Below are 22,523 nucleotides of genomic sequence, written 5' to 3' on the forward strand. Positions count from 1 at the left end.
AAGAAAACAGACTTTAATTTATCATTTAATCAATTCATTATGAAAATCGAACTAAAGAGCATTTATCACAGCGTCCAACTTAGTGAAGAAACGGAAGCCTTTACCGCCAATTTGTATATAAACGGCGTTCACGCTGGCTATGCTAAAAATGAGGGGCATGGAGGTAACACCGACTATTATGCAAAAGACGAAAAAGGACGAGAATTAATCCGTCAAGCGGAGGAATACTGTAAGAGTTTACCACCGATTGAATACCCTGCCGATAAATACATGGAAGCATTTTCGGTTAACATGGATCTTGAACACTATATTGACGACCAACTTTACAAATATATCGAGAAAAAGGAAACTGCTAAATTCAACGCAAAATTGAATAAAACAATGTTAAAAGGGATAGTTTACGGAATACCCGATCAATCATACGGTGCTATTACTTTTAACCTGCCACTTGTTAACGTTCTGGCTCACCCTAAAGGCCCTCAAACCGTCCTACAAACGATTAAGGATAAAATTCTGCCTAAGCTAAAGGACGGGAATAAACTTTTAAACACGAACATTCCCGAAAGTATCATTAAGGCCGCTGGTTTAAAAGAAGAACAATACGTAAAGCCCACAATTCAGAATATCAGATATGGTACAATCCCCGACGTAGACGATAATAAAAACAACAGAGGGATATCGAGGTAAGTAAAGTACCAACCTCACTAAATGAAGTAATCATGGGGTAATTCAATATTTTTCGATTACCCTATTTTGAATTATTAAAAGCTTTCGTTATGGATTAGCGAATCCGGAATTCTTACTATTTAGTATTTAAACCTATCCAGTTTCTTACTTTGTTAATTTCTGCAATGTCGCAAAATAGATCGGCATGTGCATCATAAAAACTTGTGTCGATTTCTAACATACCTTGATAACCCTTGCTCTGATCGATTAGTTTTCCATATGCTTCTATGGTAATACCCGGTGGTTGTGTAAAACCACCTATAACGGTTTCGGAATAATCTGTCTTTAGAACAAAAATATTAAGGATGGCTTCTAAATTTTTATTTTGAATATAGTACGTTCCTGTAGATTCTCTTTTGAATTGGTTTTTAATAAATGGTGTCCACGGAAATATGGATTGGAACGGTTTGAGTAATTGTTCCCTTAATTTATCATACTGCTCAGACAATAGAAAAATATAACCAAATTTTGCAAATGTGAGAATATAATTGGTTTTGACCAAAGCATAATCTATTCGTTGAGGATCAAGTTTTCTGGCAGGAGGTATGATATTTAGGATTGGTCCGATACTCTTATTTTTTATTCCATAAATAAACCTCTCCAATAAGGTTGGGTTGTTATATATTATCCTATGGTAAGCTGTTAATATTCCATCACCTAATGATTCGAGCTCGACAGTAAGTTTCTTGTTTTCAAACTCAATCATTGCGCTTTGTTTAGTACCCTTGTAAAAATAACTATCGTCAATAGCTCTTAATACACTACTTAGATGGCAATCTATTTCTTTTCCGCAATTGTTATTACATTCTCGACATGTCAATGCAATTTTGCTGCCGCCTAATGCCGCTGGCGGAGCGTCTTCCGCAGTAAGAAAATTTCTATATTTATTTTCATCCAAATGATCTTCTGAAAATTCTCTTAAACAAATCGGACATAAATAAGGATCACCATATTTGAAGTTTCTATCAATATATCCGTGTTCCTTCAATAACAAAAGTTGTCTTGAAAATTTCTTAAATAAACTTCTTCTTCGTTCTAAATTACGACCCATTGTTTTTGCATAAAATGACTAAAATAAGAAAACCATCATTTGAAGGAGATTTACATTTGTGTTAAAGACTTTTTTTACACATCATACAGGTCCTACTAATATCTTGAAATCCCGAAAAAACTGTAAAATTGGACTACAACGGATTAGATGGATTATGCAGACTATTATAAATATCTTTATAAGTTCGTTCGGTCATTAATAAAGGATAAACTTCATCAAATCCAAAGTCATATGGAAATTCATTGATAAGACGGGAGTTTTTAGCTACAATATACTTGCCGTAATAAGATATAATACCCTTATATACGTTAATGATTTGGAAAATATTCCTGCTTAATAGTTTTGAGTACCGTAATTGCGAATGATCCTGTTTAGTATGTATGGTTTGATCCCGCAAATCTTGTAATTCTACTAAATCTTTCCACCATTGTTCGTTTTCAGGATCAGGTGTTTGATATATCTCGGTTAGATTTATTTTTAATTTATCTTTTAATGAAAAATAGCGTTCGATGTAAATTTTATCCATCACTTTGGTTCCGTTTGGTTTAGTATAGGTGTATTCATTGGGAATAAAACTATTTGTGAATGCTTCAATGGAGCAATATGCAAAAATCAAGGCAGTAGTAATCAGCTCAAAATAATCAAAATATTCCTTTTGTTGTTCTATTAACGGGAAATTCCCTGTCTGATGTTTGTGCCGGAACAGAATTACATCTTCATAAAACCTTTTTGCCGCAGTTAGATTTTTTTCACAGATACTCGAATAGAGACTAACATCATTAGGCCTATTTAGTAACGTTGACAAACCATCAAATTCCAGTACCCAATTATCACCGAACGTATGTTTTTGGTTTAATTTATCTTGCTGTAAAATAATATCGGGTTTATGTGCTCTTAAGTCAGCATGTTCCTTATATTCCTGATTTAATTGTTCTGCAACATACAATAAAGGGTCTATGATGTTCCATGTTGTTTCTTCATAACCAACATAGTAGATAGCGTTGTTGTACGAGTAACTCTGTTCTATTGCTTCGTCAACTTCAGGGCTGTTGCCACTCATCAAGTCTGCGATAAAAAATAGTAATTGCAAATGTTGTTTCTTTAATAAATCAGGGGCATCATTCTGCATTTGAAATATTAGAACTTTCCCGTTATTCCCTCTATAGAAGAACGAATATATAGCTGATCTAACAGAATTAGCCGAACGATCCTTTGTCCGGCCTAACATTTCAAAGACATCTCCTAAATAACTGTTGAACGCATGGTAAACGTCCGTTTTCGGTATGAAATGTTGTGTAATAAAATCTTCTGTTAGATAGATATTCATCCACGATGGAAAATATAGGAATCCATCATCAGGTATAATTTCTTTTTTTTCTAAATTTAACAATGTCGAAAGTGTACCAAAATCTATTAGGGGTTTATGGAACTTCTCCTGTAAGATTAGTTGAAAGAGTTGTTCCGAACCAGTACATGCTACCGCGGTTTTAAAATCAGGCCAAATCATAATCAAAGTTATGATTCGCAAGACAAAAAAAGAAGACCTTAAGGATAGGACTTTGCTAAAGCCTTAGAAAATCATTTAGAAATGATCCATTAAAATGAACTTGGCTTAAAATGCTACTCCCGAACGCTAAAATACATACCATATTCGATGCAGGAATAAGTGGACGTGTAGGTGATTGAAAAGTGGCAACGTGGCAGATCGGCAAGAGTGCAAGGTTTAGTCTGGCCAATGACCAAGGAGAGTTTTATTACAACAAAAAGAAGTACCGTATTCCGATCAATATTTTTTCATTGAGCCGTTTTGAAAAATTATCCGGTATCCGTTCGGGTATCCGGGAACATAAACAAAAAGCGCCATTTGAAACGTTCGATCAATCTTTACAAATATGGGTTAATTCGAACCAGCCCATCCAAGCCCCTGATTCTTTATTGGGTCAGGGATTTTTGTTGTGCCTCAGAAAGATTAACTATCTATTTGATTCATCATTTAAGTTAGAACGATGTTTCATTACTTCATTCACAAATATTTCAGCAGATCTATTCATTGTAATTTCATCTTTGTCTCTAAACCATTTATAAAAGACATCAAATATTAAAGGTGCATTTACTCGATTATCATATATTCCGTCCTGTATCCTACGTGCCTCAATATCTAATTGGCTTTTTGAAATCGAATTATCTAAAATTCTTCGCCAAGTTTCATTGATATAAGCTGTCAGCTTGTTCAACCGCCAATCCATATCTTTGTTATCGTTGTATTGTTTTATTGTGAATTGAAAAAAAGGAACAAGAGCACTGGATATAAGGACAAACTGCACAAGAGGAATATCATTTAGGAAACCGATGACCAAGATAGTCAAGGGTATTATTACTGTCACGATTTTTAGTAGTTTACAGTATTTTTTGCGTAGACCTTTATCCCACCAGCAACTCGATCGCTGGCAGATGATACGGGCGATTGAGATATCCACTTCCGAAACAACTTTTGGATACCAATCTTTTATCTTTTCGATGTTGGTTGCGATTTTTTGATGGGCTTCATAGTACTGGAGGACTTCTTCGACGTTGACATCATCTACGACCTTTAGGGGTGAATGGATTAACGAGAGAACACTGCAATCAAAAAGTTCCTGAATCTTTGCCGCCTTGCTTTTCTTCCGACTAATGACAGGTTCTATAAACAACATATCCAGAACAAAAATGAGAACTCCATATAAGGCGGAATAGGGTGAAATCCCCGCTATAAACAGAGATAAAACAGATAATATGACCGGGACAAGCAAGGTAAATATTGTTTGGATTCCGAAATAATTTTTTGCCGCGGAATATAATTCCCGTTGTGCAGCAAGCCGTTCCAACTGTCTTTGCTCATTTTGTCTAACTGGTATATTATTTGCCATATTTTTGATATTAATAATTACTTTAATCTGGTTAGAGGCTATGTGGTACTTCCGGTCCGATCCATTCATCATTCTGAAGCCAATACTCGTAAAAATATATCCAGCCCGCCGTCCAACCCATAATTTCATTGGCAATCAGTTTGCTCGCTGTCCACTTGAAGTTACTACGATGATACAAACATAGTGATTCAGTGTCTGAATATATATGTGGGGCGCCGCTTAGTGGAGCAGGATCCAGGATGTGTATTATCGGTGTATTGTCTCCTCTGTAAATTACCTTAATGGTATACACAGGGAGTTCCGGCTTAACCTGTAATTTCCCCTTAAAAGAGATATCCCCATTCTTCTCCCGCTTCGCGTTGAATTGGGGATATCTAGATTTCATCGCCATAATTTGGACGACAGGGTTGTGTTTCTTATTCTTTTGATAAACCGCCATGATATCCCCTTGATGCAGTGATTGAATAACCCGAAACCGTGGATAACAACCCCGTACCGGCAACTTTCAATGTCCCCTCGCTAATAGCCTTGGAAAAATTCTTCGCTTCTTCCGGATCAATTGTCGGGAAATCCTTTCCAAAAATATCCTTCCATATCAATAGGGCCTCAGTCTCTTCACCTTCTCCGCATTTTTCAGCTGCCTTCTCCAATTTCGTTACGACGTTATTTACTTTTTCAATGGCTTTCTCGTATTGCCTGTAGGATTTAAATTTTGCTGATACCAGATAGGTCCCTGCATGCTCAAACCATAACTCAATCCCCTCCTGAAAACTCTTAAAGCCATAAAAGGAAAAGATGTCGATGGCTGCTTCTTCAATATGGTAGGACGGGATGAGCTTGTCCAAATCCCGGTTCCAGTATTTTATAGCCTTGATTATCGACTTGACTTTGTAGCCCCTCTCCTTATGGATGTTGTCCAAATCTGTTTGCAACTTTTCCGGATAACTGTACGTCCAACCGCTAAGATCATGATTAGGGATTTGATACCCCTCTCCATATAATTCAAAACAAGGCAGTATATCGAAATGTTTATCGGATAATTTTACGGTAACGCAGGGCCTATCTTGTTTGACCTTTCCTTTATAATCGGGAACATCATTCAAATAATCTTTAATAGCTGTTAACACATCTTGGGGTGTAGGTAACAGTCCAAAATCATCCTTCCACTTTTCAATATCCAATACCGCAAAGATGTCAATGTCATTCAATGGCCTTATAATCGTATCCCTCTCATAAGAACCATTCGTAAAGGTACGTTTTACATGCAGACTATTATCCTTATTCTTTAGGTAATAGTTGATATTGTCCAGGGAGGTTCTAATACTGCTTTCCTGTCTATCGGTTACGGAAATATTATCAATAAACCGATTAATAGCTTGTAGTAATGTCATATGTATTTTCTTTAATATTTTGCATATACTTGTATATGTTATCGAAAAAGTATTTTTTGCAGATGACTGTAAAAAAGATAATTTCAGTAACATTATATAATTAAGTCGGGGAATAATGAGTGACATAAACACAGAAGAACCAAATTGGGAAAGCATTATTTTAATTCTCCATGCGCATACAAGGAGACTTTTACAAGGTAAAACTTGGTTTAGAGGTAAAAATCCTACATCCTTTTTAAAAGGAAAAGAAATTGACGACTATGTTTTTGACGCTATAGGAAGATATTTGGAAAATCCACAAAAATATGATCCGCTAAAAGGTTCTTTAGAAGACTATTTGAAGTATAACATCGTGCGAACTCTTGTATCAAATGACATTCGATCCGATGAGAATAAAACGACTAAAGATGTTTTTGGCATGGCGGATACCATGGCGGATGGAGATAATGCTGAAAGTTATATCGAATCGATATTTCCTGTTGTTGAGGCATTTTTTGACCAACAAATAGATTATGAAAATGTGATGAGCGAAATTGCAGATGCCGTTCAGGGACAAAATGATGTCGAACAGATATTTGTTTCGGTCTACGGTTTTGGGATGAAACGAAGAGAGATTATAAAGGAGTTTGAAATGGACGAAAGCACTTATGATAACGCTTTTAGACGGTTAAAAACGATAATTAGGAACGTTGTGAATAAATTTGATTTAACGGAACACAAAATATGAGTAAAGGCACAAAATATACTAAATCTGATTTTATCAGATTGGTTGTTTCTGACTTGGACTCAATTAGCTCCAATCAAGAACAGGCAAGACAATTTTTATCATCAGAGGGGGTAAATCCTGACAATCTACTATCAGAGGGATTAAAAAGAATAAAGAAAATGCAGCTTCAAAATGCTGCCAAACAAACGAAAGCAGATATGGCTATAGCTGAATCAGTTAAAGACAAAGCTATTCACTGGGCAGAAACCCTATTAAATCAGGCTTCTTTTTCAATTAGAGAATTCATGCTTAAAGAAAAACTATCATTGAATTTCAGAAATTTCGAGTCCTTGTCTAAAGAAGATATTAAAGCAATTTTAGTCAAGCATTTCACACTTAAACTCATGGATGAAGATGATTCCAACACCGAAAACATTTAAACTTACAAAGGCAGAAATTATCGCCCAAAAGGTTTTGAGCGAATGTGGTTTAGATGATCCTACGGAGCTTTCGTTGGAGGAGATTATTCTTGGAAGACGAGCTTTCTATGAAGAGAAGCCGCTTCACGGAAAAGAAGGAGAAATCATCACGGTTAAAGGAAAATCTATTATTACCATAAACTCGCAGATCGAATATGAAACGAAGAAGAGGTTTGCGGCGGCACATGAGTTGGGACATTTCGAAATGCATAAAGATCTTTATCCAATAATTTCTGATACGGACGAAGACTTAATGAGTTGGTTTCATGGCGGTCCGCATGAAATGGAAGCAAACGAATTCGCTTCTGAATTCTTGATGCCATCATCAGTTTTCTATAAGGAATGTGAAAGAAAGGTTTTTGGCCCAGCTCTAATTGATTATTTATCCAAGAGGTTTCAGGTGAGTAAGACAGCTGCAATACTTAAATTCGTAAAAGCTGGAAATCACCCTGTCTGCGTTGTGTTTTGTAAAAACAATAAAATGAAATGGTTTAAACCATCACCTGATTTTAGGTACTTCATAGAATTTGAAAGGGACAGACATCCACCCACTGGCTCAGTTGCTTACGAATTATACATGACAAAACGAGTTTACGTAGGGGATGAACTCAAACAGGATATTTGGAAATCAGATTGGTTGAGAATGAGGGACGACGACGAGGAAGATACTCGTTTTTATGAGTATTGTTTATTTGCTAAATCGTACGACTATACAATCAGTGTAATATGGGAAAGATAAATATTAAGGGGCGAGCTATAAACTATGTATCGGATTTGTTTTACAAGTTGTACTCATCAGAGCAAAACATAAATACCTAAATTTCTAAAACAGTAAGATTTCATAATTTGTTCATCGCTTTATTTATAATTTTGCATGAATTTTCAATTCATATTTTTACATTTCGTAGGAATTTCCGATATTTGTAAATAAAGCAATCGCTTATGACAAAGCTGGATGAACTAAGAAAACGTTTGAAAAAAGGAGAAGTCTATCGTAGAACGGATTTAACCCAATGGTCGAAGTCCGTAGACAGGCATCTTGAAGCTTTGTTAAAAGACGGTACACTTCAAAAGCTTTCACAAGGAGTATATTATTATCCTAAAGAAACGGCTTTTGGTAAAACACCACCGGAAGAAGATGTTTTGGTTCGTAGCTTTTTGAAAGACGATCGATTTTTGTTGACCTCTCCAAATCTATACAATAGTTTAGGCGTTGGTACAACACAACTTTATAACTTAAGGAAGGTTTACAACCATAAGCGTCACGGCGAGTTTACACTTGGCAATCGGAAATTCGACTTTCAGGTAAAACACCATTTTCCAGATAAGCTAACACAAGAGTTCTTGTTGGTTGATTTGGTTAATAATCTTGACAGGCTTGCAGAGGATAAACAAGGAGTTTTAAGAAATGTCTTGAAAAAAGCTGAAACAATGGATGTCAGAAAATTGGCCAATTCTGTTTCCTTATACGGCACGGCCAAAACCAAGAGAATACTCGCCCCGGTTGTTTCTAAACACAATATGCCAAATCATAGAGCTTCTAAGGATTTGAAATATGCCCTCTGATTATCTACACAACCATAGTCAATTTACTGATCTGCTTCGCATCATTGAGGACGAAACTGCGATACAAGCCGGATTAGTAGAAAAGGACTATTGGATCATGCACACCTTGTATGGCCTGCAGAAACAAGGGTATGAATTTGAACTAAAAGGCGGTACCTCTTTATCCAAAGGCTTTAAGATTATCGATCGATTTTCGGAGGACATTGATATTCATATCAAACCACCTGCTGAACTCAAAGTCAACGAAAACCCTAATAATACAAAACCAAATACCGTTGCGGCAAGAAAAAACTTCTATGACTGGCTTGTGGATTCTATTAAGATAGACGGGATTGTTTCGGTAAAAAGGGATACCCTGTTTGATGACAAGAACTATTACCGTAGCGGAGGGATTAGGTTACACTACAATAGTCATACGACCCCGATAGAGGGTGTAAAAGACGGTATATTATTGGAAGCAGGCTTTGACGATGTTGCTCCCAATAGCAAAATATCCATAAGTTCATGGGCTTATGATAGGGCGGTACAAAATGATGTGGACATCATTGATAACCGGGCGATTGATATAATCTGCTACGATCCACGGTACACATTCGTTGAAAAATTACAAACCATTGCTACCAAATTCCGTAAGGAGATCGAGACTGGCAATAATGATGTGAATTTCATGAGACAATATTATGATATTTACTGCCTATTGGGAAAGAAAGAGATACAAGAGTTCATTGGCACAGATGCTTACTATGCCCATAAAGCTAAACGATTCCCAAAAGTGGACTTTGAAATTTCTGTTGCCGAAAATCAAGCTTTTCTGCTTCATGATATGGAATTGCGAAAATCCTTTAAGGATAGGTACCTAAGTTCAGCCGCTCTTTACTACAAAGGTCAACCCGAATTTGACCTGTTCATAGATAGAATAAGCAAGTACGTCGAAAAACTCTAAAAAGGAATTTACTAACCAAAGCCCACAACCTAAACAATAACCTATCTACGTTACAATCCGTAACATCACCATCCAATCACCACAAAACCGTAACAAATACGTAACGGAAGAAAATTTTGGGATTTCAAAAATTGTTCATATATTGCTTCTGTAAAGCAGAAATGGCGTTTTTCAACCATTTCCAAGATATATGACCATCAGACTCATAATCTTTTGGTCCCTGGTTCGAGCCCAGGTGGGAGCACAAAAAAATCCCCATAGCATTATGGGGATTTTTTATTTAACCGATCATTGTTGTTCTCATTTGCCTAAATTTCCTTTCGATTATCATCCGAATCCACGTCGATAAGTTTATTGTATGGATCAATACCCACCTGAAACGGCGGAGCGTCCACGACTAGCTTCAGGGTATTGTTGATCTGACTGATACGGTGCTTCTTGAGGTAAAGCTCCTGCGGCTTCCCCTTCCCCTCCTTTGGTTTACTAAAAACTCCGATTTCAATATAGTCGCTGAGGGGCAGCGACTGCACCGTCACGCGCTCAGATTTTTTGAACTGCAATGGCTTTTCCCCCGGATCATTGTAACTCTTCTTACCATTGGCGTCTACCCGATACTTGGACACTTCAAACTGTATGTCGATCTGATATTTACCGTTATTTAGTTTTTTGCTATTGACTTTCACGACCTTGTTATTATATAGCGTGATTGTCTCAAACATGTCCTTGATCAGATAACGGAGCGAGTCAGGTGTAGCCCCACGGAGGTAATCCACAAATTCGAGCGACGTCGTATAAGGCGGATTCTGGAAAGCGGTCTTCTGTAAATAAGATTGTACGGTACGATTGAAAACATCTTCGCCCAGATAGTCGCTCAAAGCATAGAGGACCAAGGAACCTTTTTGATAATGGATATACATCTGATTTTCATTATACATCAAAGGACGCTCGCCCAGCCGTTCTTCACTTCTGCCTTTGAGGTAGCCGTCCAGGGCATCTTTGAGGAATTTACGCATCTGCCCCTTTCCATATCTTTTTTCGAGCACTTTCAGTGAAGAGTATTCAGACATACTCTCCGACATCAATGTTGCTCCCTGAGCGTTGGCCCCGACAACTTGATGCGCCCACCACTGATGTGCAATCTCATGTGCCGTCACCGCATAAGGGTAGTCTACTGCGTCATCCTTCTTTTCGTCAACATCGGCAATAAAACCAATCGCCTCAGAAAAGGGAATGGTATTCGCGAATGACTGAGCAAATGTACCTGCTGTCCGCGGAAATTCGACGATACGAAGCTGCCGATGTTGATATGGGCTATATTCCTTGCTATAATATGCCAAAGACGCCTTACTGGCAGCTATCATCCGGTCGAGATTATAGCGATGTGATTTATGGTAATAAACCTCCAGATTGACACCGTTCCACCGTTCCTTTTTGACTGCATAACGGGCAGAATTGAATGCGAAGAAATTCAGGATCTCCGAATCCATTTTATACTGGTAGTATTTGCGGCCATCTTTCTCCCATTGTCTGATGAGATATCCCGGTGCAATGGCTAACTGATCAGCATCCGTGCTGACGACCGCTTCAAACCGGATCCAGTCCGCATCATTCGAAATGTAATTGTTTTTCAGGGCCTTTGGATCGGTTGGCGGCGCCATACGGTCGCGGTGAGGAAGACCATATTTCTTCCGTATATCATTGTCCACCAGCTCACTCCGATCAGAATATCCGATATTCGGAAACACCATATTGTTGATGAACGTACCATTGCCCTTAACCGGCGATTTTTGGTTCACCCAAGTATTAGCGGGGCTGACAGTGCTGAAACTGAACACGATGGAGTCCCCCGGAGCCATGGGCTTATCCAGCTTATAGATATTAAAATTGTATTTGTCATCGGTCGAAATCAATTTATTGGATACATTGAACGAAAAGCTGTAGTCATAGTCATTATAGTTAATAAAGATCGAATCAATGGCCGAAGTGGTTTTATTTTTCAGCACGTAGGACGCCTGCGCCTTAAAGCTGCGTTTGGAGGGAAAGATGTCCATATTAAACTTGACGTCAACGACGCGCGGCTGCGGACGGTCCTGATATTTTTTATACTTTTTCTCCCATTCCACAGATTGTTTTTCATAATCCAAACTGGTATAATACGGATTTTTAATATGATTTTCATAATATATGGCAGCCGCAATGCCCATAAATCCAATGGCACTGGCAATCAATAGTCCCATATTCGCTGTGCTCATATTGGCCCTAGCTATCGCCATACGCTCTCTGACACCCGAAAATCCCCCCCTTCGCCATAGGAGCAGTGCTATCACGAGAAAACACAGAGAAAACAGCAACCAATACAGCCTATAAGTCAAAAATGGCAGGATATAGCCGAATCCGTCCATGTCCGAATATTCTAACCCCGGCCCTTGGTTAAACTGAAAAATAGCCTGTTCCACACCCAGCATCGACAAGAAGGGCAAACCGATAAATAACGTTAAAAGCACGAAAAATCCAGCGAGATAGTTCCTGAAAAGGGTATGCACAAAAATCGCGATAAAAAGCCATGTCAGGTTGGACAACATGCCATACACCATTAAGCTCATCAGATATTGCCCTGGTTCAACATGGTAATACTGGTGGTAGGCCTGTATGCCCATACAAGTCAACATCACAACCAGCAGCAGCGTCAGCTGCATCAAGATAATGGCCATAATCTTAGATCCCAGCAATGCCCAGCTAGGTACCGGAGTCGTATCCAGCAAGCTGCCCATACGGGTAATTGAACCGCGATGGACAAGCAATCCCGAAAATAGAAAAGTCAGTATCAGCAGGAAAAACTTAAAGGTCGCCCCGGGGATCAGCAGCATTTTCCAGGTAACTGGATAGGTGGAAGTACCAAATATAGCCCCGATAGTACTGGCCATCAAAATAATAAACAGTACCCCGACAAGGGTGATAATCAGAAAAACGGGACTTTTGACAATATAACGATAGTCATACCGTGCCATGGTCCACATAGTCCCCATGTAGTGCCGCACCGAAAAGTCATAGGAAACTTTGGGGAGATTGATCTTAAAGATCGTATCGAAATTATTTTTTGTTAACCGGGCTGCCTTGTTGCCTGTCTTCAGCGCGATGGAATGTTGTGAAAATGAAAATAGCGCATAAAATATGCCTATGAACAATGCTGCCACACCGAGCCAGATCAGCCGGTTATAAATAATGGCCGAAGCCAAAGGCAGGTTGTTTACATTCTTTTCTTCAGGGGACCAATAACGGGTATAATAGGAAATCGCGCTGTCCCCAAAGGGATCTATCAGCGCTCCGAGGTAAAGCTTCTCCGCCTCTGTGGTTAAGTTCTGTACGAGTACCTGGAGGATGATAAGGACCAAAACCGCAACAAAACCAACATAGATATTGCGAGTTAGGGTTACCAGGACGAAAATAATCGCGCTCAGGACAATCAGATTAGGAATCACCTGGATCACATAAGTCTGGATGTAGGCCAATACACGCGCTGGCCCCAAAAGATCAGGATTGGTTCCCGGAAGCAGCTGGGCAACCACAATTCCAAGCGTTGAAGCCAGCACAATGACCAGCACCACCGCCATTGACCCGAAAAATTTGCCCAGCAGGTAATCGGTTTTCGTAAAAGGGTAGCTAAATAGGATGGTATGTACATTATACTGAAAATCCCGGTACACACAGGCGCCAACTATTGAAGGGATTAAAAAATAGATCAGTGAAGACATTCCGTTGATCATTTCATTGATTGCCCAAGGCGAATTTCTGATCGTGTTGGAAGATGTGGTTGCCGTAACGCCGTCAAACATCCCCAATGAAGACAGCATAATGAGCAAAGACAACAAAAAGAATATCGCTATATAGATATAGACCGTAGCATTCTTAAACCAACGTGTAAACTCAAAATTAAAGATAGAACTAAACATGGTGCCGGTCAGTTTTGAGTGCAACAAAATAAACATCCTCCAATTGCGCCTGAGCGTTTACAAACGACTCATCTGGTTGTACGGCACTAAAAACACGGATATTGAGCGTATTGTCCTGATTATAGTTTGAGGAAATGACCTCATGCGTCTGGGTATATTCATCCAATTGGTCACGCCCAATGACACGCACCCATATCTTACCCTGCAACTGCGCTATGGTATCCTTTGGTGTACCGCGCAAAAGGATTTTCCCGCCATTGAGAATGGCTAACTCATGGCACAGTTCGCGTACATCATCCACAATATGGGTCGAGAAGATCACCGTATGATTGGTACCGATCTCACGGAGCACATTCAAAAAACGGTGCCTCTCCGCCGGATCCAGTCCGGCAGTGGGCTCATCGACAATAATGAGCCTGGGATCGTTTAACAGGAGCTGTGCAATCCCAAAGCGTTGTTTCATACCGCCTGAGTAGCCGCTGACACTTTTGTTGCGCACGTCCCAGAGGTTGGTGACTTCAAGGACGCGATTGATGACGGCATTTCGGTCTACACTGGATTTGATACCTTTGAGCTTAGCAAAATAGTGCAGCAGATCTACGGCAGAAAGGTTCGGATAAACGCCAAATTCCTGTGGTAGATAGCCCAGCACCCGCCGCAGATCCATCGGCCTACTAAGCACATCAATATCTCCGAAACGGATGCTTCCACTGTCGGGCTTCTGAAGTGTTGCTATCGTGCGCATCAAAGATGACTTCCCCGCACCATTAGGCCCCAATAGGCCAAACATTCCGGGTTTTATTTCCAAAGTGACGTCATCTAGCGCTTTTACGCCGTTAGGATAGGTTTTGCTGAGTCTTTCTATTGATAAATTCATAAATAAGTTAACTGTTAATAAGCCATTAGTATACTGAAACGATAGTTTGTTACAGCAATATACTAAAAATTATGCAGCCTTGAGCAGAGCGGCTCAATACTGGCTGAATTTAGCCAATACAGTTAACAGTTGAACAGATGGCCAACGCCTATAGCTCCGGGTCAATCCGGAGCTCAAATAAGCTCACCGTCGCGTTATCATAATGTGCGGGTAATCCGGCGGTATTGCGCAATTTGCGCAAACCCAAAAATTCAAAACCGCATCCGGTATAATGCTTAATAAGGCTTTTATTTTCACCAACAGTATCCATACGCACATATTGCTTATCATTTGATTCGGCATATCCGATAGCCCAGCTGACGATGTGCCGAACCAGATTATTGCCTCTGAAATCCGGATCGGTAGCTATCCGATGGATATATACCGACGGCTCTTCGTTTTTCTCCTCCCAAATCTCTGGATCAGTAAACGTTGTGGCCCATACACAGGCGATCTGCCCATTGATCAGCATTTTCCATTGCCGGTGTTCCTTTACTTCGGCCTCGACAAGCTCATGGGCGAACTCCGGCCAGGAGACCATGGATTTTGATTTTTGATAATCGGTTGCCATCCGATAAAGTCCGAAAATATGTTCTATATCGTCTATCGTACTGTTGCGTATCTGTATATCCAGTTGTTGCATATCTCATTAACTGTTGATGTGTTATACAAAGCTATCATTCGCATCGCAATGAAAAAGGATACAGATTCACTCCATTGAAGGGACTCAGTATAATAGCGATTGACTCACAGCGGAGCAATTTATATGCTCAGTATCCATCGTACATCAAAAGGATCGACCACCTCCACCAATTTATCATGCAATTTGTCAGCCGACGGCGGCCGTTCAGGCCGTGCCAGTTTTGCCATCAGCATTCTACGGCGGGCAACGTCCGGACAGGTCAAAAACATAGAAACATAATTCCCTATTTTTCTTCCTTCGTCATGCACAAGATCCGACCCATAGATAATCACCCCGGGGGCAATCAGAGAGGCACTTACCACTGGAACTTCTGAATTTCCGTCCACAGCCTGTCCAAACATGTGGAACTCTAAGGTGCCGCCGAAACATGTTTGGTAAAACGTAAGTGCCTTTCTGCAATTGCCCGAAAATGTGATAAACACCCCACTTTTTAACCCTTCCATGGCTGGTTGAACTATGCGTCTGGTATTACGGGTTCCACGAGCTTTTTCATCTTTTCCAAAGACTCCTGCCAGCCTAGATAACACATCTCCGCAGGAATAACCTCGGGAATACCAGTTTGTTCAATTTGCAGCTCCGTGCCGCAGGACACTGCCCGCAACGAAACTGTTGTGGTCATTTCTCCCGGCAGGTTGGGATCGTCAAACCGGTCCACATATTTAATCAGGGTATCGGGCGAAATTTCCAGATATTCGCCACCAAATGAATGACCGTTTCCGGTACCGAAATTGATAAAGGTCATCTTGAAACTTCCACCAACTTTAAAGTCCATCTGTTGCACAGTACAGACAAAACCGTAGGGCGGCAGCCAGGAAGCGTAGGCCGCTGAATCCGAGAATGCACGGAAGATTTTTTCAGGGCTAGCCTGAATAATCCGATGTAAAGAAACACGATTTGTTTTCATTTTTAATATAGTTTTATAAGTAAATTGCTATTCGCATGCGTTATGGCGAGCTATCCGCTCTGTAAGCAAGCTTTCCCGCCGCATGTATTAGGACAACGCCGACGCCGCACCGCCAAGTGACAATTGGCCCGAACGGCTAATCTTGCCCCTATAGAGATACGATAACATCAGAATACCCAATACGATAAGTGGCATCAGCATATAGGCGATATTCTTGTCTACACAGGCGTGGCTAATAAAGGCAAAGATCAGATTGAAGGTCAACCCGGCATATGCCCATTCCCTAAGTTTAGCCGGAAACTTAGGCATGGCTATAGCTATGACGCCCAAGACTTTGCAAATAATCAATGTATAGGCAAAATAATCAGGATACCCCAACGGTTTTGTGCCCATATTGACATATTGCGGCGCAAACAATAAGGTGCTCAAGGGCATAATGCCTTCCCAGAGGATAATAAATAGTGTCGCAGCCCAAAAAATAATTCTATTCTTTTTCATGACTTCAGCTTTTATGTTGTTAATTTTTTGATTCTACATGTTTAACAAAGTTATCGAGTATAGCCTGCCAGCCCTGTTTCTGAAACTCAGGATCATGGGTTTCTTCCGCATCAAAGACAGTGGTCATGACTGTTCTTCCGTCATTGGGGGAAAAAATTGTGCTAACCCTCCTGCCATCTGCCAGGATGTAGGCGATCTCCTGATACAGCTCCACCTTGTCATAGGTGCCTTCAAAATCAAATCCGAAACTACCGTCTCTCGCTTCCATACGATTTTTGAATGTCCCGTTTACCCGGAGGTCATTCTGGCTGCTCGGACAATGCCAGCTCGGATCCGCCACATTCCATTGCATAATATCGGCCGGAGTATTCCACTGTTGCCATACTTTTTCTACCGGTGCGTTTACCGTTGCTTCAACCTTAATTTTTGTTTGTCTTTTCATGAGTTTATGTATTTGTTTATAATGATATAGCAAAGATGCAAAGGAATTGCACAGCAGGTAAGGCGTAAAACCGACAACTTTAGGGGTGGATTACGACAAAAACAATTTGTACCTTTACGTTATAAACTTAATAAGATATGCAGATCTCTGTCTTTGTTCCACAATATGGTACTATTGAAGGCATTACGCCCGCATTTAGAACGTTCCATACCGCCAATGAATTTCTGACAGCATTTGGCAAGAAGCCTATATTTCGGGTGGAATATGTGGGTCTGAGTGACTATGTCCCAGCAAATAGTGGTGAATATACCATCCGAACGCACCGGCTGCTTCAGGACGTTACCCAGACTGACCTGCTCATTATACCGCCTACTTTCGGGGACATCGATAATGGCATCCGGGACAACGCCGATGCAATACCGTATTTTAAAAAATTGCACGCTAAAGGCACACGCCTGGCCAGTCTGTGCGTAGGGGCGTTTCTATTGGCCGAAACAGGACTGCTGGACGGAAAAAAATGCTCCACCCACTGGGCCTATATCAGTGAATTCAAGGAAAAATACCCCGCCATTGAAATCGAAGATGGGGCCGTGATTACGGAGAACGACAATATCTACAGCAGTGGAGGTGCCAGCAGCTTATGGAACCTGATTCTCTATCTGGTTGAAAAGTTTTCTGATCGGGAGACCGCAGTAATGATAGCGAAGTATTTTGCACTCGATATCAGTCGCGACAGCCAATCCCAATTTGCCATATTCAGAGGACAGCGGAACCATGACGATGCGGACATCCAAAAAGCCCAGGACTTTATTGAACAGAAATATGAGGAAAAAATCACAGTGGAAGACCTTGCCAATCTGGTCAACATCGGCCGTCGTACTTTTGAGCGACGATTTAAAGAAGCAACCAACAATACGCCGGTCGAATATATCCAGCGCGTCCGTATAGAAGCCGCAAAGAAATTTTTCGAAGCTTCGCGGAAAAATGTATCCCAGGTCATGTATGATGTGGGATATACCGATACAAAAGCGTTTCGCGATATCTTTAAAAAGATAACTGGTCTTACTCCGATCGAGTACCGCAATAAATTTGCAAAAGTTGCCGAAGCTTCATAGCACCGACGCCTCTGTATCGGATATCTGCAGTCTTCGCTTACTTTGCCAGCATCATCTCGCGAATATATTTTACCGGTGAATTACCAAAGCTTAAAAATTTCTCATTGAAGGCCTTCAAATTAAACTGTGCCCCTTCCTCTTTTTTTACGGCTTCGCGTAGGTCATAAATTTCTTTGTAGCCCGTAAAATAGGAAGTTAACTGCTCACTGACACTCTTTTCCACTTGCCTGCTGCTTCGGCCTGCTGTTGAAAAGCCTCGTCCACCAGAAGATGCATAGCTTCCTTCTCGCTCATGTTTTTCACGTGCACACTGTAATCCAGTATAGCATTACATACGGTACGAAGATGCCACTTATACCACATCAGCCACATCTCAGGCGCACGGTCACCGTAACCATTTTCCAGCATCATTTGTTCGGTATACACAGCCCAGCCTTCGATCATTGCTCCGTTACCGAGCACGCTTTTGATGAGACTCGGCGACTGATTGGCATACACCAGCTGCGTATAGTGCCCCGGAATAGCTTCGTGGATATTCAATATCTGTAAAATGTAGTGGTTATACTCCCGTAGATAGCTTTCAGAAGCCGCTTTGGTCCAACCGTTCAGGCTACCTACATTGTAATAGGTATTTCCCCCTTTATCGTAGGGACCGGGTGCACTGATGGACGCTCCTGCAACCCCGGCCATATAAGCAGGCTCCTTGCGCACAATCAATGGTTTGCTATCATCGATATAGAGAAGATCTTTCTTTTTCACAAACTCCACCAGTTTCGGTATCTGCGCTTCAATTGCTGCCTGAAAATCTTCAGCTTTCACATGGTTGACAGATAGGGTATCGATCATCTTACGGATCAGTACGAGACTATCTGTCGGCTGAGCAGCAGGCCCAAAATATTTAGGCCATAGCTCTTTGCTAATTTTGTACATCTCGGTGTGGAGATAGCTTTTGCGCGCCACGGCAGCATCGTAAATCTGCGCTGCTGTAGAACCGGACTGAATGTCAAATTTGAACTTTTGTTCATAAAGTTCCTGCCCTAACCTAAAACTTCTTGGGGCAGGATTCGGGGTTTCTTTAAGAAAGGTTACAAAACCTCTTATCGCATTCATGGCGCTGTCTGCTGCTGTCTGCAAATTCGATTTCTCGGTGGCCGAAAGATTTGACTTTTGCAGAGAATCTCGCAGATCAGCTTCAAATACCGATAATCCTCCCAGATTCTGCTGTATCGCCAGATCCGTCAGCTCCTGCGCAGGAGCTTTGATCTGCTGCTGTGCGGCCCGATAATAAGCTGGGATCTGAACAATGCGCTGATGAATAGCCCGAAGGCGCTGGTCTAAGGGCGCATAATTCTCAGCCAGCATAAAGGCAATGGTTCCGCTAACGTTGTAGGAAGAAGGGTTCCACTCATGCGAACGCTCCTTTTCTATTGCCCACACTGTTGATTCAAGATAATTCTGCATCAAATGGTAATCCGTCTGCTGCGAAAGATTGAGATCATTCAGATCAAAGCTGCTGAGACTGTCCAGATGCCGCTTTGAAAAAGCTAAACGCTGTTCCCTGCTGCGCGCATCGGGGATGGTCAATAGGGAGTCATAGCGATGGAATCCGACCTGTGTCGCCCATTCGGGGTTCTCCCGCCAGAGCTGCTCTATAAAGCGGTCTTCGTATGCCTTAAATTCTGCATTTGCCACAGTATCCGCCTGCGCCTGCTTTTTGTTGCTGCCCGCGCCACAGGAAGCAAAAAAAACAAGGCCTAAGATGAAAAGTATCAATGTTGTTAGTTTCATTGGAGTAATTTGAATAAAAATAACATATTGCCAGCGATTTCCGGCAAAATTTTGCTAACCTTTTCCGGCTAATCAAAGCTGTTCTAAATGGACCGACTATACTTCTGCCCCCATCTCCACGGCCCCCTATCCGGCAATAAACGGATTATTAAAAAAGACAACAACATAACTTATTAAATAACAAGTGATTATATATAAATTAAAAAATATTAAACGCTTCCTGTCCAATTTCTTTAACTTCAATCATTATTGTAGTGTAAATCAGTTACACTTAAAACAATAATAAAATGAAACAACGAATTAATTTTTTCGCCAAGGGACAAAATGCCATGAAGGCTATGTATGGATTGGGTGCCTACCTCAGTAATTGTACAATCGAGCAGGAACTGCTGCACCTCGTTTATTTTCGGGTATCACAGATCAATGGCTGCGCGTATTGTCTGGATATGCATTCCAAAGATCTGCTTGCCACCGGGGAAAATCCACAGCGCCTATTCCTATTGGATGCCTGGCGGGAGGCTCCATTGTATACTGCACGGGAGTGCGCTGCGCTAGAATGGGCGGAGGCCGTGACGAAAATCGCCAACGGCGACGTCGCCGACGACGTCTATGCCAAGGCGAGCAGTGAGTTTTCGGAAGCAGAATTGGTCGATCTGACCTTGGCTGTAACCACTATCAATACGTACAATCGGTTTAATATTTCTTTCCGTACCGAAGCCGGCGGCTACAAAGTTGGTCAGCATAAGGTGCAGGCAACGTAAGGATAACATATATTCAATAGATAAATCAATAGCATGAAAGATTTCATCTTATTATTTCGCCAGGCTGGCAGCGAGCAGCCGCAGCTAACTGAACAGGAAATAGGTGCCATAAACAAAAAATGGCAGGACTGGATCAGTGGTATCGAGGCACAGGGGAAATTGTCCAGCCATGGCTCCCGCCTGGTGTCCACAGGAAAAGTCCTAAAACCCGGCGGTGTGATTACCGACGGCCCATTTGTTGAAATCCGGGAAAGACTCGGTGGATTTATCATCGTTTCGGCCGAGAATCTGGAAGAGGCCACCACACTGGCACATGGTTGTCCTATACTGGAATCCAGCGGAAGTGTGGAAATCCGGGAACTTCTCCTGTAACACGTATTATTCCGGCAGCTGCTTAATCGCAGCTGCCTTGATATATTATTATGGAATCCAATTTTCTAAAACAACTTTTTCAGCAGGAGTTTTCCAAAATAGTAGCCGTCATATCCAAAGGCTTTGGTCTTCAGTACATTGAAGTGGCAGAAGACATTGTCAGTGAAACTTTCTTGCTGGCAACGGAAACATGGCAGACCAATGGCCTGCCACCGAACCCCACGGCATGGCTATATACCGTGGCCAAACGCAAAACGTTAAGCCACTTCAGGAGGATCAAAATTTTTGAAGAGAAAGTGATGCCTCATCTGCATCAGGAGCAACAAATCGTAGCTTCGAATTCCGAATTTAACTTTTCCCGGGAGAACATCGAAGATAGTCAGCTCAAGATGCTCTTTGCCATCTGTACCCCCGCCATCGCGAGCGAAGCTCAAATCGGACTGGCATTGCGCATACTCTGTGGATTTGGTATTGATGAAATTGCCGAGGCTTTTCTCTCCAACAAAGAAACAATTAATAAGAGGCTCTTTAGAGCCAAAGAGAAATTACGTACTGAAAAGGTCGATCTGCTTTTACCCCCTGAAAACGAAATTGTCAAGCGCCTGGACAACGTATTGCACGTGATTTACCTGCTATTCAATGAAGGCTATTATTCAAAAACACAAAATCAGATTTTAAGGAAAGATCTGTGTATTGAAGCACTGCGACTAGCCCTGATGTTAGCAAGATACGAAAAAACGAATGTCCCGAAAACCAATGCTCTCATCGCCCTCATGTGTTTTCACTCTTCGCGTTTTGATGCCCGCCACAACAGCGACGGTGAATTTGTGCTGTATGAACATCAGAATGAAAACCTCTGGAATCGGGACCTGATCCACCAGGGCATTTATTTTTTAAACAACGCTGCAGCTGGTGATGAACTGACATCCTACCATATTGAGGCCAAAATTGCACAATGCCATTGTACGAAAGCGGATACCCCTGAAAAATGGAAGGAGATCCTTCAGCTTTACGATCGCTTGCTCAGAGTCAATTACTCTTCTGCCACCCTGCTCAACAGGATCTTTGCGCTATACAAAGCAAAAGGTGCTCAAACAGCCCTAGTGGAAGCGACGAACCTTGATCTCGTAGACAACCATTTTTATTTTGTCCTGCTGGGTGAACTTTATAATGATATTGACCGGGAAAAATCAATCGCGAATTTTCAGCGTGCCAGAACATTGACCAAAAATCCACTGGAACAGGAAACGATCCAACGTAAGATTGATGCACTCTGCAATTCGCGATTGTCCGATGGAGGATAACA

Annotated in this window: 22 protein-coding genes and 1 pseudogene; 10 read left to right on the forward strand and 13 right to left on the reverse strand. The window is 41.2% G+C overall.

The features are described from left to right. The first annotated feature begins 39 nt into the window (after positions 1-39). Complete coding sequence (locus FGL37_RS02260; RefSeq protein ID WP_028069933.1) at positions 40-687, forward strand: hypothetical protein; 648 nt, start codon at positions 40-42, stop codon at positions 685-687. 115 nt (positions 688-802) lie between these two features. On the opposite strand, the gene FGL37_RS02265 is transcribed toward FGL37_RS02260, so the two are convergent. The 5 genes from FGL37_RS02265 to FGL37_RS02285 all read right to left on the reverse strand — a co-directional run bounded on the left by FGL37_RS02265 (position 803) and on the right by FGL37_RS02285 (position 6,074). Further along, positions 803-1,777, reverse strand: coding sequence for a hypothetical protein (locus FGL37_RS02265; RefSeq protein WP_028069932.1), 975 nt, complete (start codon positions 1,775-1,777; stop codon positions 803-805). A 133-nt stretch (positions 1,778-1,910) separates the two neighbouring features. Then, positions 1,911-3,284: a hypothetical protein gene (locus FGL37_RS02270; protein WP_028069931.1), complete on the reverse strand. Its 1,374-nt coding sequence runs from the start codon at positions 3,282-3,284 to the stop codon at positions 1,911-1,913. 466 nt (positions 3,285-3,750) lie between these two features. After that, a complete protein-coding gene (locus FGL37_RS02275) occupies positions 3,751-4,683 on the reverse strand; it encodes an S-4TM family putative pore-forming effector (protein WP_138096659.1) in 933 nt (310 codons plus the stop codon). Positions 4,684-4,714: 31 nt separating this feature from the next. Continuing rightward, positions 4,715-5,068 (reverse strand): type II CBASS E2 protein, encoded by a 354-nt coding sequence (locus tag FGL37_RS02280; protein WP_138096660.1) that lies wholly within the window; start codon positions 5,066-5,068, stop codon positions 4,715-4,717. Positions 5,069-5,099: 31 nt separating this feature from the next. Beyond that, positions 5,100-6,074 carry an SMODS domain-containing nucleotidyltransferase gene (locus FGL37_RS02285; protein ID WP_138096661.1) on the reverse strand — a complete coding sequence of 325 codons (975 nt, stop codon included), beginning with the start codon at positions 6,072-6,074 and terminating at the stop codon, positions 5,100-5,102. 115 nt (positions 6,075-6,189) lie between these two features. On the opposite strand from FGL37_RS02285, the gene FGL37_RS02290 reads away from it, so the two are divergent. The 5 genes from FGL37_RS02290 to FGL37_RS02310 all read left to right on the forward strand — a co-directional run bounded on the left by FGL37_RS02290 (position 6,190) and on the right by FGL37_RS02310 (position 9,768). Then, positions 6,190-6,801, forward strand: coding sequence for a hypothetical protein (locus FGL37_RS02290; protein WP_028069927.1), 612 nt, complete (start codon positions 6,190-6,192; stop codon positions 6,799-6,801). Then, positions 6,798-7,220: a hypothetical protein gene (locus FGL37_RS02295; protein ID WP_028069926.1), complete on the forward strand. Its 423-nt coding sequence runs from the start codon at positions 6,798-6,800 to the stop codon at positions 7,218-7,220. Before FGL37_RS02290 ends, FGL37_RS02295 begins: the two co-directional genes overlap by 4 nt. Further along, the gene (locus tag FGL37_RS02300) at positions 7,189-7,998 is read left to right on the forward strand and encodes an ImmA/IrrE family metallo-endopeptidase (protein WP_028069925.1); all 810 of its coding nucleotides are present in this window, start codon (positions 7,189-7,191) and stop codon (positions 7,996-7,998) included. Before FGL37_RS02295 ends, FGL37_RS02300 begins: the two co-directional genes overlap by 32 nt. 203 nt (positions 7,999-8,201) lie before the next feature. Further along, entirely contained in the window at positions 8,202-8,825 is a 624-nt protein-coding gene (locus FGL37_RS02305) for a hypothetical protein (protein ID WP_051606874.1), read from the forward strand. After that, entirely contained in the window at positions 8,815-9,768 is a 954-nt protein-coding gene (locus tag FGL37_RS02310; RefSeq protein ID WP_028069924.1) for a nucleotidyl transferase AbiEii/AbiGii toxin family protein, read from the forward strand. The genes FGL37_RS02305 and FGL37_RS02310 overlap by 11 nt, the downstream gene beginning before the upstream one ends. A gap of 308 nt (positions 9,769-10,076) precedes the next feature. Here FGL37_RS02310 and FGL37_RS02315 read toward each other — a convergent pair whose 3' ends face one another. The 7 genes from FGL37_RS02315 to FGL37_RS02345 all read right to left on the reverse strand — a co-directional run bounded on the left by FGL37_RS02315 (position 10,077) and on the right by FGL37_RS02345 (position 17,181). Beyond that, positions 10,077-13,718, reverse strand: a complete 3,642-nt coding sequence (locus FGL37_RS02315) for an ABC transporter permease/M1 family aminopeptidase (protein ID WP_028069923.1) — start codon at positions 13,716-13,718, stop codon at positions 10,077-10,079. Further along, entirely contained in the window at positions 13,711-14,595 is an 885-nt protein-coding gene (locus FGL37_RS02320; RefSeq protein WP_028069922.1) for an ABC transporter ATP-binding protein, read from the reverse strand. Before FGL37_RS02320 ends, FGL37_RS02315 begins: the two co-directional genes overlap by 8 nt. Before the next feature lie 148 nt (positions 14,596-14,743). Then, positions 14,744-15,277: a GNAT family N-acetyltransferase gene (locus tag FGL37_RS02325; protein ID WP_197734448.1), complete on the reverse strand. Its 534-nt coding sequence runs from the start codon at positions 15,275-15,277 to the stop codon at positions 14,744-14,746. Positions 15,278-15,396: 119 nt separating this feature from the next. Continuing rightward, entirely contained in the window at positions 15,397-15,780 is a 384-nt protein-coding gene (locus tag FGL37_RS02330; protein ID WP_037533293.1) for a VOC family protein, read from the reverse strand. An 11-nt stretch (positions 15,781-15,791) separates the two neighbouring features. After that, positions 15,792-16,241, reverse strand: coding sequence for an SRPBCC family protein (locus FGL37_RS02335; protein WP_028069919.1), 450 nt, complete (start codon positions 16,239-16,241; stop codon positions 15,792-15,794). A gap of 87 nt (positions 16,242-16,328) precedes the next feature. Further along, the gene (locus FGL37_RS02340) at positions 16,329-16,739 is read right to left on the reverse strand and encodes a DoxX family protein (protein ID WP_028069918.1); all 411 of its coding nucleotides are present in this window, start codon (positions 16,737-16,739) and stop codon (positions 16,329-16,331) included. 19 nt (positions 16,740-16,758) lie between these two features. Beyond that, positions 16,759-17,181 carry an SRPBCC family protein gene (locus tag FGL37_RS02345; RefSeq protein WP_028069917.1) on the reverse strand — a complete coding sequence of 141 codons (423 nt, stop codon included), beginning with the start codon at positions 17,179-17,181 and terminating at the stop codon, positions 16,759-16,761. 137 nt (positions 17,182-17,318) lie between these two features. Here FGL37_RS02345 and FGL37_RS02350 point away from each other — a divergent pair, with 137 nt between their 5' ends. Continuing rightward, complete coding sequence (locus FGL37_RS02350; protein WP_028069916.1) at positions 17,319-18,296, forward strand: GlxA family transcriptional regulator; 978 nt, start codon at positions 17,319-17,321, stop codon at positions 18,294-18,296. A gap of 37 nt (positions 18,297-18,333) precedes the next feature. Here FGL37_RS02350 and FGL37_RS02355 read toward each other — a convergent pair. After that, positions 18,334-20,084, reverse strand: a pseudogene (locus FGL37_RS02355) (DUF885 domain-containing protein). A gap of 287 nt (positions 20,085-20,371) precedes the next feature. Here FGL37_RS02355 and FGL37_RS02360 point away from each other — a divergent pair. The 3 genes from FGL37_RS02360 to FGL37_RS02370 are packed head-to-tail and all read left to right on the forward strand — an operon-like array spanning position 20,372 to position 22,521. Continuing rightward, positions 20,372-20,845, forward strand: coding sequence for a carboxymuconolactone decarboxylase family protein (locus FGL37_RS02360; protein WP_028069915.1), 474 nt, complete (start codon positions 20,372-20,374; stop codon positions 20,843-20,845). A gap of 33 nt (positions 20,846-20,878) precedes the next feature. Further along, a complete protein-coding gene (locus FGL37_RS02365) occupies positions 20,879-21,217 on the forward strand; it encodes a YciI family protein (RefSeq protein WP_028069914.1) in 339 nt (112 codons plus the stop codon). 50 nt (positions 21,218-21,267) lie between these two features. After that, positions 21,268-22,521, forward strand: coding sequence for an RNA polymerase sigma factor (locus FGL37_RS02370; RefSeq protein WP_028069913.1), 1,254 nt, complete (start codon positions 21,268-21,270; stop codon positions 22,519-22,521). The last annotated feature ends 2 nt before the right edge of the window (positions 22,522-22,523 follow it).

The organism is Sphingobacterium thalpophilum (genome assembly GCF_901482695.1).
GTDB lineage: Bacteria > Bacteroidota > Bacteroidia > Sphingobacteriales > Sphingobacteriaceae > Sphingobacterium > Sphingobacterium thalpophilum.

Bases quoted from the DNA above. Each gene is read 5' to 3' on its own strand.
- FGL37_RS02320 (WP_028069922.1), bottom strand. From the start codon at position 14,595: ATGAATTTATCAATAGAAAGACTCAGCAAAACCTATCCTAACGGCGTA.
- FGL37_RS02310 (WP_028069924.1), top strand. From the start codon at position 8,815: ATGCCCTCTGATTATCTACACAACCATAGTCAATTTACTGATCTGCTT.
- FGL37_RS02345 (WP_028069917.1), bottom strand. From the start codon at position 17,181: ATGAAAAGACAAACAAAAATTAAGGTTGAAGCAACGGTAAACGCACCG.
- FGL37_RS02330 (WP_037533293.1), bottom strand. From the start codon at position 15,780: ATGGAAGGGTTAAAAAGTGGGGTGTTTATCACATTTTCGGGCAATTGC.
- FGL37_RS02300 (WP_028069925.1), top strand. From the start codon at position 7,189: ATGAAGATGATTCCAACACCGAAAACATTTAAACTTACAAAGGCAGAA.
- FGL37_RS02370 (WP_028069913.1), top strand. From the start codon at position 21,268: ATGGAATCCAATTTTCTAAAACAACTTTTTCAGCAGGAGTTTTCCAAA.
- FGL37_RS02260 (WP_028069933.1), top strand. From the start codon at position 40: ATGAAAATCGAACTAAAGAGCATTTATCACAGCGTCCAACTTAGTGAA.
- FGL37_RS02365 (WP_028069914.1), top strand. From the start codon at position 20,879: ATGAAAGATTTCATCTTATTATTTCGCCAGGCTGGCAGCGAGCAGCCG.
- FGL37_RS02265 (WP_028069932.1), bottom strand. From the start codon at position 1,777: ATGGGTCGTAATTTAGAACGAAGAAGAAGTTTATTTAAGAAATTTTCA.
- FGL37_RS02325 (WP_197734448.1), bottom strand. From the start codon at position 15,277: ATGCAACAACTGGATATACAGATACGCAACAGTACGATAGACGATATA.
- FGL37_RS02315 (WP_028069923.1), bottom strand. From the start codon at position 13,718: ATGTTTAGTTCTATCTTTAATTTTGAGTTTACACGTTGGTTTAAGAAT.
- FGL37_RS02270 (WP_028069931.1), bottom strand. From the start codon at position 3,284: ATGATTTGGCCTGATTTTAAAACCGCGGTAGCATGTACTGGTTCGGAA.
- FGL37_RS02285 (WP_138096661.1), bottom strand. From the start codon at position 6,074: ATGACATTACTACAAGCTATTAATCGGTTTATTGATAATATTTCCGTA.
- FGL37_RS02360 (WP_028069915.1), top strand. From the start codon at position 20,372: ATGAAACAACGAATTAATTTTTTCGCCAAGGGACAAAATGCCATGAAG.
- FGL37_RS02340 (WP_028069918.1), bottom strand. From the start codon at position 16,739: ATGAAAAAGAATAGAATTATTTTTTGGGCTGCGACACTATTTATTATC.
- FGL37_RS02305 (WP_051606874.1), top strand. From the start codon at position 8,202: ATGACAAAGCTGGATGAACTAAGAAAACGTTTGAAAAAAGGAGAAGTC.
- FGL37_RS02290 (WP_028069927.1), top strand. From the start codon at position 6,190: ATGAGTGACATAAACACAGAAGAACCAAATTGGGAAAGCATTATTTTA.
- FGL37_RS02335 (WP_028069919.1), bottom strand. From the start codon at position 16,241: ATGAAAACAAATCGTGTTTCTTTACATCGGATTATTCAGGCTAGCCCT.
- FGL37_RS02350 (WP_028069916.1), top strand. From the start codon at position 17,319: ATGCAGATCTCTGTCTTTGTTCCACAATATGGTACTATTGAAGGCATT.
- FGL37_RS02295 (WP_028069926.1), top strand. From the start codon at position 6,798: ATGAGTAAAGGCACAAAATATACTAAATCTGATTTTATCAGATTGGTT.
- FGL37_RS02280 (WP_138096660.1), bottom strand. From the start codon at position 5,068: ATGAAATCTAGATATCCCCAATTCAACGCGAAGCGGGAGAAGAATGGG.
- FGL37_RS02275 (WP_138096659.1), bottom strand. From the start codon at position 4,683: ATGGCAAATAATATACCAGTTAGACAAAATGAGCAAAGACAGTTGGAA.